The following is a 10,447-nucleotide window of genomic DNA, read 5'->3' on the forward strand; positions in this document are numbered from 1 at the left end:
GCTACCCCGCACCCCGCGCCCCCCACCGATCCACGGTCCGGCCCCCCGCTCGCCCCGGGCCACGGGGCCCGGCCCGGGGGCCCCCGCCCGGCCCCCGGGGGCGGACGGTGGGGTCAGCCGGTGGCCGCCCCGGGGCTGCCGCCGGTCACCGCCGGGGCGGCCCCCGTCATCCGGGTGCGGGCCACGACGGCTCCGTCACCGCGTCGTGGAACCGGCCCAGGGGGCGCCGAGTTCCGAGTAGAGCGCCAGTTGCCGCGCCCCGGCGGCGGTCAGCGCGTCGATGCCGTCCAGCACCCGGCGCGGCCCCTGCTCGGCGGGCTCGCTGTGCCAGACCGGCTCCGGCAGCGTGGCCGGCTCGGGCGCGGTCCGCACCGCCTCCACCAGCCGCATGAAGCCACCGGTGCGCTCCGGCGGCACCAGCAGCGGGACGGTCGCGTCCCGCAGATGCGCGATCAGGTTCTCCAGCAGGTCCGTCCTGTCGTACGCGCTGTACTCCGGCTCCGCGCCGTCCCGTTCCAGGAGCACCCGGTCCTGCTTGTACCAGAACGTGATGCGGCCGGTGCTGCCGTGCACCTCGACGTACGGCTCCCCCGCCCGCTCGGCGGCCAGCGTGACGGCGGTGACCACCGGCGTCCCGTCCGAGGTGGTCATCCGGGCGCAGGAGGTGTCGTCGGCGGCGATGTCGTTGACCCGGTACAGCTCCAGTTCGACGCCGTCGATGTCCGTCTCCCGGTCGGCCCCCGCCAGCCGCAGCGCGGTGGCCACCGCGTGCGCCAGCGGGTTGGTGAGCACCCCGTCCACCACGTCGCGGCCGTCCGGGGTGCGGCGCAGCCCGCCCCACGGGGCGCGCTGCCAGTACGCCTCCTCCCGCACCCAGGCCCCGGCCGCGCCGAACCCCCGGACGTGGCCGATGGCGCCCCCGGCCAGGAGCTCGCGGATGCGGGGGACGGCGTGCGAACCCAGCGACTGGAAGCCGATCTGGCAGCGGACCCCGGCCGCCCGGACGCCGTCCGCCAGGCGGCGGAACTCGGCCATCGAGGGGGCGGGCGGCTTCTCCACCAGGAGGTGCGCGCCCGCCTTCGCGGCGGTCAGCGCCAGATCGACATGGGTGTGGATGGGGGTGGAGACGATGACGATCCGGGCGCCCGTGCGCTCCAGCAGCGCCCCGAGATCGGAGTCCTGCGCGGGGCTGCCGAGCCCCTCCCCCAGTTCCCCGGCGCTCAGCGGGCGCAGTTCGCAGACCCCGGCGAGCGTGACGGCGCCCCGCGCCGCCAGCCGGCGCAGATGGTGGAGATGCCGGCTGCCGTAGCCCCGGCCGCCGACCAGTACCACCGGAAGCGGCTGTTCGTTGCTCATGGTCGTTCCTTCCGGCGCGGACTAGCCCGCGTAGGGCTCGGGGACCTCGCCCGGCTGGGAGAGGAAGGCGAAGTCGCAGCCGGTGTCGGCCTGGGTGATGTGCTGCTCGTACAGCACGCCGTAGCCGCGCCCGTACCGGCGCGGCGGTGCCTGCCAGGCGGCCCGGCGGCGCTCCAGTTCCTCGTCGTCCACGTGCAGGGTCAGGCTCCGGCCCCGCACGTCCAGGGTGATGAGGTCGCCGGTGCGCACCAGGGCCAGCGGGCCGCCGACGTGCGACTCGGGCGCGATGTGCAGGACGCAGGCGCCGTAACTGGTGCCGCTCATCCGGGCGTCGGAGAGCCGCACCATGTCGGTGACGCCCTGCTTGAGCAGGTAGTCGGGGATCGGCAGCATCCCGTACTCGGGCATGCCGGGGCCGCCGAGCGGGCCGGAGCCGCGCAGCACCAGCACGCTGTCGGCGGTGATGCCGAGCGCCGGGTCGTCGATGGTCTTCTGCATGGTCTGGTAGTCGTCGAAGACCACGGCGGGGCCGGTGTGCTGGAGCAGGTGCGGCTCGGCGGCGATGTGCTTGATGACGGCGCCGTCGGGGGCCAGGTTGCCGCGCAGCACCGCCACGCCGCCCTCGGGGGCGAGCGGGTTGTCCAGGGGGCGGATGACGTCGTCGTCGTGGACGAGCGCGCCCGCCAGCTGTTCGCGCAGCGTGGGGTGGCTGATGGTGGGCCGGTCCAGGTGCAGATGCTTCTCGCCCAGCCGGGCCAGCAGTCCGGGCAGCCCGCCCGCGTAGTGGAAGTCCTCCATGAGGTGCGCGCCGCCGGGCCGCAGGTTGGCCAGCACCGGGACGGTGCGGGCGATGCGGTCGAAGTCGTCCAGGGTCAGATCGACGCCGGAGCGGCCGGCCATGGCGATGAGGTGGATCTCGGCGTTGGTGGAGCCACCGAGCGACAGGACGGTGGTGACCGCGTCCTCGTACGCCTCGCGGGTGAGGAACCGCGAGAGCTTGGCGCCCCGTTTCACCAGCTCGACGGCGCGCATCCCGGCGGCGGCGGCCATCCGGCTGTGTCCGGAGTCGACGGCGGGGATGGAGGCGGCGCCGGGCACGGTGACGCCCAGGACCTCGGCGGCGGAGGTCATGGTGGAGGCGGTGCCCATGGTCATGCAGTGACCGGGCGAACGCGCCAGCCCGCACTCCAGTTCGGCCAGCTCGCAGTCGCCGATCTTCCCGGCCCGCTTCTGGTCCCAGTACTTCCACATGTCGGTGCCCGAGCCCAGCGTCTCGCCGCGCCAGTGGCCGCGCAGCATGGGCCCGGCCGGGACGAACACGGCGGGCAGGTCGGCGCTGGCGGCGCCCATCAGCAGCGCCGGGGTGGTCTTGTCGCAGCCGCCCATCAGCACGGCGCCGTCCACCGGGTAGGAACGCAGCAGTTCCTCGGTCTCCAGGGCGAGCAGATTGCGGTACAGCATGGGGGTCGGCTTCTGGTACGTCTCGGAGAGCGTGGAGACGGGGAACTCCAGCGGGAAGCCGCCCGCCTGCCACACCCCGCGTTTGACGGCCTCGGCGCGCTCGCGCAGATGCTGGTGACAGGGGTTGATGTCGGACCAGGTGTTGAGGATGCCGATCACCGGCTTGCCGAGGTGCTCCTCGGGCAGGTACCCCAGCTGCCGGGTGCGCGCCCGGTGGGAGAAGGAACGCAGCCCGTCGGTGCCGTACCACTGGTGGCTGCGCAGCGTGGTGGGGTCGAAGTCCTGGGCGTCGGTCATCGCACGTCCCACCCTTCGACGATGGCGGCGACGGCGGCCCGGCCCTCGGCCGGCAGCGGGGCGCTGGGCGGGCGGACGTCGCGGCGGGCGAGGCCGAGCGCGGCGAGCGCCTCCTTGACGACGGAGACGTTGTTCGCCGACTGCTGGGCGGCGCGCAGCTCCTCGAAGCCGCGGATGCGCTCCCAGACCCGCATCGCGGCCGGGTAGTCGCCGGTGCGCAGGGCGGTCAGCATCGCGCGGGAGACGGCCGGGGCCACGGTGACCAGACCGGAGGTGAAGCCGGTGGCACCGCCGGCGAAGTAGCCGGGCGCGTACAGCTCGGCGAGGCCGGCCACCCACACGAACCGGTCCAGGCCCGCCTCGCGGGCGAAGGTGGCGAACCGCACCACGTCCGGCACCGCGTACTTGACGCCGATCACGTTGGGGCACTGCTCACCGAGCCGGGCGAGGGCGGAGCCCTCCAGCAGCGGGTTGCGCACGTAGGGCACGACGCCGAGTTCCGGGACGGCGTCGGCGACGGCGCGGTGGTAGGCGACCCAGCCCTCGGCGGAGACGTAGGGGTTGACCGGCTGGTGCACCATGACGAGGTGCGCGCCGGCGTCGCGCGCCGCGCGGGCCTCGGCGGCGGCGGTGGCCGGGTCGAGCCCGACCCCAACGACGATCTGCGCCGCGTCGCCCGCCTCGGCGACGGTCAGCTCGACCTCCAGCCGGCGCTCCTCGGGGGTGAGGGAGTAGAACTCGCTCGTGTTGCCGTTGGGCGTCAGGGTGGTGACACCGCCGTCGAGGAGCCGGCGCAGCAGGGCCCGGTAGGTGTCCCGGTCGAGCGCGCCCTCGGCGTCGAACGGGGTGACCGGGATGGCCACCACATCGGCGAGGGCGGCGCGCTGGGCCGCGAAGTCGGTCATGATGTGCCTTCCTTGGGGAACGCCCGGGAGACGAACCCCGCTATGTGCGCGTACAACAGCCGGGCGGCGCCGTCGGCGTCGCCCTCCTCGGCGCGGGCCAGGATCGCCCGGTGCTCGTCCGCCTCGCCGTCCCAGCTGGGGGTGATCTGCCAGGCGACGGAGGAGACGAGGGCGGCCTGATCGCGCAGGTCGTCAAGGGTCTTCACCAGCAGCGGATTGCCGCAGGGTGCGTACAGGGCGCGGTGGAAGTCGCGGTTGGCCTCGGCGCGGGCGGCGGCGTCCTCGGCGGACAGCGCCTGCTCCAGGGCCGTCCGGGCCGGGCCGAGGTCGTGCCCGGCGGCGACCGTGCGGCGCAGCGCCTCGGGTTCCAGCAGCTGCCGGATGTCGTACACGGACCGGGCCATCCCGGCGTCCACGGTGCGTACGGCGGCGCCCTTGTACTCGTTCATCTCGACCAGCCCGCGGCCCGCGAGGGTCTTCAGCGCCTCGCGGACCGGGGTCTTGGACACCCCGAAACCGGCGGCGAGTTCGGTCTCCACCAGGGGCGACCCGGGCGCCAGGGCTCCGCTGAGGATGGCATGGGTCAGGTGCTCCAGCACGTAGCTGGTGCGGGAGGGGATGGGGACCGGGGTCCTGCCGGGGAGGGGTGCGTTCATGAGGGTGGGCCGGCTCGTCTCGTATATGAGATATGACGTATGAGATGCACAGCGCACGCTAGAAGGAGAACGCGACCGCGTCAACGGTTCGGACAGAACTGGTGGAAAGGGCTTACTGCCCGGTGCCGCCCGCCCGGGGCGGCACCGGGGAACGGGGGTCAGCCGCAGGTGGAGCGGCTGGAGTTGTTCAGGGTGAGATTGCGGTACTGGATGTTGACCCCGCACGGGTTCTCGGTGAGCGAGTTGTTGGTGATCGTGAGGTTCTGCAGGACGACATCCCGGGTGTTGGCGAACTCGGTACGGGCCGCGATCCGGATCCCTCCGCCGCCGCTGACCGTGCCGCTGACGGCTGCCAGGTTCACGTTGTAGCAGTTCTCGATGAGGATGGCGTTGTTGCCGGTATCGGCGATGGTGATGCGGTCGATCACCACGCCGCCGCTCTCCGAGACGCAGAAGATCCCGCGTCCGCCGCCCCGGGCGACGACCTCGCCGACCCGGATGTTGGTGGGGTAGCTGTCGCCGACCCGCCCGTTGCGGTTGGCCATCCGGAAGGCGGCGTACCCGGTCCCGGTGCCGGTACCCTGGCCGTCGACCCGCTGCACGGTGGCGTTGATGGTGTCGTTGAGCAGCAGCCCGGAGTAGGCGGTGTTGCGGGCGGTCACCGTGCCGATGGTGAGGCCGTCGACCCCGTAGGTCTCCACGCCGTGGTTGTTGGTGCCGGAGACGTAGACGTTGTCGATGCGGACGTTGCGGGTGCGGACGTTGCGGTTGCTGTGGTTGTCGATCCGGATGCCGAGGCCGCCGGAGAGCCGCAGATCGATCTGGCCCAGGGTGATGTTGGTGCCGTTGCGGACGAAGATCCCGAAGTAGGGCGCCCCGGTGACGTTGAGGTACGGCACCTCGATGTCGGTGACGTTGCGGCCCCGCACGACCGCGTGGTCGCCGCCCGGGGTGCCGGTGACGTTGATCGTGCCGCAGACCTCCAGGATGGTGTAGCTGGGCAGGTCGAGCGACTGGTTGGCGGGCACGGTGCCCGAACCGCGCACGACGACGCGCTGCTTGGTGGTGCGCCCGGGGGTGAGGCTGTTCACGGCGGCCCGCATGGCGGAGAGCATGTCGGTCCCGGAGTAGCCGGGCGCGGTCCAGGTGTTGCCGTTCTGCACGGCCTGCGCGTGGGCGCCGGAGTCCCCGCAGGCCAGGGCGCTCACATCGCCCGTGGTGGCGGCGCCTGGGGTCTCGGCCCCGGTGGCGGTGGCGGTGCCGGTCAGGGTGGCGGCGGCGGTGGCCAGCGCGAGCAGGGCGGCGGTGAACAGGGCCGGCCGGCGCCTGCGCGGCGCGGTCGCGGCCCGGGTGATGCGCGTTCCCATGCGTTCTCTCCTACGGTGGGGAGCGTGGATGATGAATCGATTCACGACGCACGCGGGCCAGTCCCGTACCCGGTGGTCGCGAACCGGAGGAGCAGGGGGAAGCACCGGCCGGGAAAGCGCTTACGGCTGCGCACTGCCCGGCCTTTCCCGGATCCTCGCAACGCCTGGGTGACCCGTCAAGAAGTCTGTCGCGGGGCGGGCGGGGCCCCTCTAAGATCGGCTGGCCGAGCACGAGGAGCACCCGTATGGACAGCACGGAGACGGTCGCCGGCCGGATGGAACGCAATCTGGCCGAGCACGCCTGCCACCTGCACCGGGGGCTGCCGGGCGCCGTCGTCACCGAGACGGACGATCTGGTGATCGCCGACAGCGGACTGCCGGACGACACGTTCAACATCGTGGCCGCCGCCCGCTTCTCCCCCGCCACGGCCGACGACCGCATCGCCGGAACGGCCCGCGACCTGGCGGCCGGCGGCCGGCCGTTCTCCTGGTGGGTGGGGCCCGGTTCCGCCCCGGCCGATCTGCGGGAGCGGCTGGCCGCCGCCGGTCTGGCGGCCGCCGAGCGGGAGACGGCGATGTACCGGGAGCTGACGGAGCCGCCGCGGGCCGTGGAGCACCCGGAGCTGACCATCCGTACGGTGGACTCCCCCGGGCTGCTCGCCGACTGGGCCGCCGTGCTCGCCGCCACCTGGGAGCCGCCGTCGGCCACGGTCGTGGAGTTCTTCGCCCGGACCGCGCACCGCGCGCTCGCCCCCGGCTCCCCCGCCCGTTACCTGGTCGGCCACCACCGGGGGCGGCCGGTCTGCTCGGCCGAGGTGTTCCACCACGCGGGCGTCGCGGGCCTCTACAACATCAGCACCCTGCGCAGCCACCGCCGTCGGGGCTTCGGGGCGGCCATGACGGGCGCGGCGCTGCGCGCGGCGCACGACACCGGCGCGCCCCTCGCCGTGCTCCAGGCCTCGGCGCAGGGCGAACCGGTATACCGGCGGCTGGGCTTCGTCCCGGCCGGACACTTCACCGAACACGCGCTGGGCGTGGGTATGGCCTGAGCCGGGCTCCCGGGCCCGGCTCCGTGCCGGGCCCCGGGCCGTGGTCCGGGCGGACTTCCGGCCGGCCCCTGGCCGGACCGGCCCGCTACGCGGTGCGGGAGCGGGCCCGCAGGGCCGCCGCGCGGGCTTGCTCCGCCAGGGCGGGGTCGGGGTGGAGCCGGCCCATCGCCTCCAGGACGTCCGCCGTCGCGGGGTGGTCCACCTGCCAGGCGTGCTCGAAGAACGTGCCGTGCTGGACGGTGAGGCCGTCCACCAGGGTGCGCAGTTCGTCCGCCTCGCGCGGGTCCTCCTCGTCCACGGTGGCCAGTTGGGCGGCGAGGGTGTCGACGGTCAGCCAGTAGACCATCTCCTGGCCGGGCGCCGGGACACCGGCCGCGTGCCGGTCCGCCAGCCACACCCGGGCCAGGCCGCCGAGTTCCGGATCGTCCAGCACCTCGCGCAGGGCCGGTTCCGCCGCCGTGTCCAGCAGGGAGAGCGCCAGCTGGCAGCCGAGCCGCCGCAGCGGCGCCTGCGGGTCGGTGCCGCGCGCCGCCGCCAGCAGGTCGCGGGCGGCGGTCAGCGGGTCGCGGCCCGCCAGCCAGCCCTCGGCCTCCGCCCGGGCCGCGCCGTGCGCGCGGCCCGGCAGCGCCAGGAGCAGCGGGGCGGCGTCCGCCGTCGCCAGGTCGCCGACGGCCGGGGCGTCCAGGCCCGCCTCCCGCATCCGGCGCCGTACGCCGTAGACGCCGAGCGGGGTGAGCCGCACCTGGCCGTACCGGGTCAGGTCCTCCTCCTCGGCCGGGAGTCCGGGGACCGGGCCCTCCTCGCCCTCGCTCTCCTCGACGATGAGCGCGGGGTCCACCGGGTCGTACTCCAGCAGGCCGGTGCCCTCCAGGACCCGGAACTGTTCGTCCAGGCGCATCATAACGGCCGAGACCTCCTCCAGGGTCTCGTCGCTCGGCTCGCCGCCGCCCTCGGCCCCGGCCTCCTCCTCGTCCGGGACGACCAGGGCAGCGGCCACCACGGGGAGCGGGACCATCGCCCCGGCGGCTACCTTCTCGTCGGTGGCGGCCAGCAGGTAGAGCTGGGCCAGCGCGGAGTCCAGGAAGGCGGCCTCCTCGTCGGCGTCCCAGTCCAGCGCGTCGAGGTCGAGACCGGCCGGGTCGAGCGATTCCAGGTCCTCGCCCAGCAGATCCTCCAGGGTGGGGGTCGCCGCGTCGGCGAGCACGGCTTCCAGGCCGTCCGCCCACAGGTCCAGGATCTCCTCGGGGGCGCCGCCGGTGAGCCGGTCGAGGTCGGCGCCGGGGGCGGCGGTCGCGGTCCCGGCGTCCTCGTCCTCCTCGGTGATCTCCACCAGGCCGGTGTCCACCGCGAAGTTCCACGCCTCGACGGCCAGCTCCGTGCCGTACTCCTCCGCCTCCAGGCCGAGGACGGTCACCGCCCCGGCCAGTGAGGCGGCGAGCAGTTCCGCCCCGGCGCCGACGGGGACGCCGGGTTCCGCCCAGCGGGCGAGGGCGGCGGCGCGGGAGACCAGCGGGACGGCCAGCGCGTCGCGCGCCAGTTCCGCCTCGGCGGGCAGCCGCACGGGGGGCAGGGTGGGCAGGTCCGCACCGGACATGAAGGGGGGCTCCTCGGCAACGATGGCGGTCGGCGTCGGCCCAGCCTAGAGCGTGATCCACAGCACGCCCAAAGACAGCGCCCACGGTCCGGCGGGCCTTCCACGCGGGTTCACGGGGATGTCGCCGGCCGGGCGTTGACAACACCGGGCGGGTACGGGATTTTTACGCGCGTAGAAACGCCGTCAGGATCCACGTACCGCCCCGGAGGGCCCGTGATCGCTCTGTCCCGCCCGTCCAGACGCGCCACCGCCGTGGGCGCGTTCACCGTCTCCGCCGCCCTCGGCGCCACCCTGCTGGTCACCTCGCCGTTCACGGCGACCGCCACCGAGGCCGGTGAGCTGCGCATCCACGACATCCAGGGGAACACCCGGATCTCGCCGCACGTGGGCGAGCAGGTCACCGATGTGGCCGGCATCGTCACCGGGGTGCGCGCCTACGGTTCGCGCGGCTTCTGGATCCAGGACCCGCGCCCCGACGACGACCCGGCCACCAGCGAGGGCATCTTCGTCTTCACCAACGCCACGCCGACCGTGGCGGTCGGCGACGCGGTCACCGTCAGCGGCACCGTCACCGAGTACTACTACGGCGGTATCGCGCGCGGCGACACCTCGCTCACCCAGATCTCCCGGCCCACCGTCTCGGTGCTCTCCTCGGGCAACGAACTCCCCGACCCCGTCGTGCTGGACGCCGACGCGATCCCGGCCGCCTACGCGCCCGAGGGCGACCCGGCCGACGGCGGCAGCATCGAGAACCTGCCGCTTCGGCCGGAGAAGTACGCGCTCGATCTGTTCGCGTCGCTGGAGGGGATGAACGTCCGGATCGAGGACGCCGCGATCACCGGCCCCAGCACCGCGTACTACGAGCTGTGGGTCACGCTCCAGCCCGAGGTGAACCCCACCTCCCGGGGCGGCACCCGCTACGCCTCCTACGACGACCCGAACCCGGGGCGCCTGAAGGTCGAATCGCTGATACCGGTGGCGCAGCAGCCGTTCCCCACCGCGAACACCGGTGACACCCTCGGCGGGGTCACCGAGGGCCCGCTGGACTACGACGAGTTCGGCGGCTATCTGCTGGCCGCCCGCGAGCTGGGCACCGTGGTCCCCGGCGGCACCGAGCCGGAGACGACCCGCGCCCAGGACCGCAAGGAACTCGCGGTCGCCGCGTACAACGTGGAGAACCTCAACCCCGCCAACGACCAGGCGAAGTTCGACCGGCTGGCGGCGGGCGTGGTGAACCACCTCGCCTCCCCCGACATCATCGCCCTGGAGGAGATCCAGGACGACAGCGGCCCGGCCGACGACGGCACCGTCACGGCGGACGTCACCCTGACCCGGTTCACCGACGCCATCGTCGCGGCCGGCGGTCCGCGCTACGCCTGGCGCGGCATCGACCCCGAGGACGGCCGGGACGGCGGACAGCCCGGCGGCAACATCCGCAATGTCTTCCTCTTCAACCCGGACCGGGTCTCCTTCACCGACCGGCCGGGCGGCGACGCGACCACCGCCACCTCCGTGGTGAAGCAGCGCGGCAAGGCGGCGCTGACCCTCTCCCCCGGCCGCGTCGACCCGGCCAACCCGGCGTGGGAGTCCAGCCGCAAGCCGCTGGCCGGGGAGTTCAGCTTCCGCGGCACCCCGGTGATCGTCGTCGCCAACCACTTCAACTCCAAGGGCGGCGACCGGTCGCTGTACTCCCGCTACCAGCCGCCCACCCGCTCCAGCGAGGTGCAGCGCCTGGCGCAGGCCGAGTCGGTCAACGCCTTCG

At 74.0% G+C, this 10,447-nt stretch carries 8 protein-coding genes; 2 read left to right on the plus strand and 6 right to left on the minus strand.

Annotated features, from left to right (window positions below; all coding sequences use genetic code 11):
* Nucleotides 1-195 precede the first annotated feature (195 nt).
* From ACFV5N_RS18270 to ACFV5N_RS18290, 5 genes are all read right to left on the minus strand, one after another.
* On the minus strand, nucleotides 196-1,356 hold the full coding sequence (locus ACFV5N_RS18270) for a Gfo/Idh/MocA family protein (protein WP_385600645.1): 1,161 nt from the start codon (nucleotides 1,354-1,356) through the stop codon (nucleotides 196-198).
* Nucleotides 1,357-1,377: 21 nt separating this feature from the next.
* Nucleotides 1,378-3,114 (minus strand): L-arabinonate dehydratase, encoded by a 1,737-nt coding sequence (gene araD / locus ACFV5N_RS18275; RefSeq protein ID WP_385600647.1) that lies wholly within the window; start codon nucleotides 3,112-3,114, stop codon nucleotides 1,378-1,380.
* A complete protein-coding gene (locus ACFV5N_RS18280) occupies nucleotides 3,111-4,019 on the minus strand; it encodes a dihydrodipicolinate synthase family protein (protein WP_385600649.1) in 909 nt (302 codons plus the stop codon). Before ACFV5N_RS18280 ends, araD begins: the two co-directional genes overlap by 4 nt.
* Nucleotides 4,016-4,675 carry a GntR family transcriptional regulator gene (locus ACFV5N_RS18285; RefSeq protein WP_385600652.1) on the minus strand — a complete coding sequence of 220 codons (660 nt, stop codon included), beginning with the start codon at nucleotides 4,673-4,675 and terminating at the stop codon, nucleotides 4,016-4,018. The genes ACFV5N_RS18280 and ACFV5N_RS18285 overlap by 4 nt, the downstream gene beginning before the upstream one ends.
* 158 nt (nucleotides 4,676-4,833) lie before the next feature.
* Entirely contained in the window at nucleotides 4,834-6,042 is a 1,209-nt protein-coding gene (locus ACFV5N_RS18290; RefSeq protein ID WP_385600655.1) for a right-handed parallel beta-helix repeat-containing protein, read from the minus strand.
* Nucleotides 6,043-6,317: 275 nt separating this feature from the next.
* Here ACFV5N_RS18290 and ACFV5N_RS18295 point away from each other — a divergent pair, with 275 nt between their 5' ends.
* The gene (locus ACFV5N_RS18295; RefSeq protein ID WP_385600663.1) at nucleotides 6,318-7,091 is read left to right on the plus strand and encodes a GNAT family N-acetyltransferase; all 774 of its coding nucleotides are present in this window, start codon (nucleotides 6,318-6,320) and stop codon (nucleotides 7,089-7,091) included.
* A gap of 85 nt (nucleotides 7,092-7,176) precedes the next feature.
* On the opposite strand, the gene ACFV5N_RS18300 is transcribed toward ACFV5N_RS18295, so the two are convergent.
* The gene (locus ACFV5N_RS18300; protein WP_385600657.1) at nucleotides 7,177-8,685 is read right to left on the minus strand and encodes a hypothetical protein; all 1,509 of its coding nucleotides are present in this window, start codon (nucleotides 8,683-8,685) and stop codon (nucleotides 7,177-7,179) included.
* 213 nt (nucleotides 8,686-8,898) lie between these two features.
* Here ACFV5N_RS18300 and ACFV5N_RS18305 point away from each other — a divergent pair.
* On the plus strand, nucleotides 8,899-10,447 hold a 1,549-nt coding region (locus tag ACFV5N_RS18305), incomplete at its 3' end, for an endonuclease/exonuclease/phosphatase (protein ID WP_385600660.1).

The sequence above is a fragment of the Streptomyces sp. NPDC059853 genome, from assembly GCF_042731495.1.
In the GTDB taxonomy this organism is placed as follows: Bacteria; Actinomycetota; Actinomycetes; order Streptomycetales; family Streptomycetaceae; genus Streptomyces.

What these genes read in the sequence shown, in the direction of transcription:
- ACFV5N_RS18280 (WP_385600649.1), bottom strand. Translation starts at nt 4,019, where the DNA reads ATGACCGACTTCGCGGCCCAGCGCGCCGCCCTCGCCGATGTGGTGGCC.
- ACFV5N_RS18295 (WP_385600663.1), top strand. Translation starts at nt 6,318, where the DNA reads ATGGAACGCAATCTGGCCGAGCACGCCTGCCACCTGCACCGGGGGCTG.
- ACFV5N_RS18270 (WP_385600645.1), bottom strand. Translation starts at nt 1,356, where the DNA reads ATGAGCAACGAACAGCCGCTTCCGGTGGTACTGGTCGGCGGCCGGGGC.
- ACFV5N_RS18290 (WP_385600655.1), bottom strand. Translation starts at nt 6,042, where the DNA reads ATGGGAACGCGCATCACCCGGGCCGCGACCGCGCCGCGCAGGCGCCGG.
- ACFV5N_RS18285 (WP_385600652.1), bottom strand. Translation starts at nt 4,675, where the DNA reads ATGAACGCACCCCTCCCCGGCAGGACCCCGGTCCCCATCCCCTCCCGC.
- ACFV5N_RS18300 (WP_385600657.1), bottom strand. Translation starts at nt 8,685, where the DNA reads ATGTCCGGTGCGGACCTGCCCACCCTGCCCCCCGTGCGGCTGCCCGCC.
- araD (WP_385600647.1), bottom strand. Translation starts at nt 3,114, where the DNA reads ATGACCGACGCCCAGGACTTCGACCCCACCACGCTGCGCAGCCACCAG.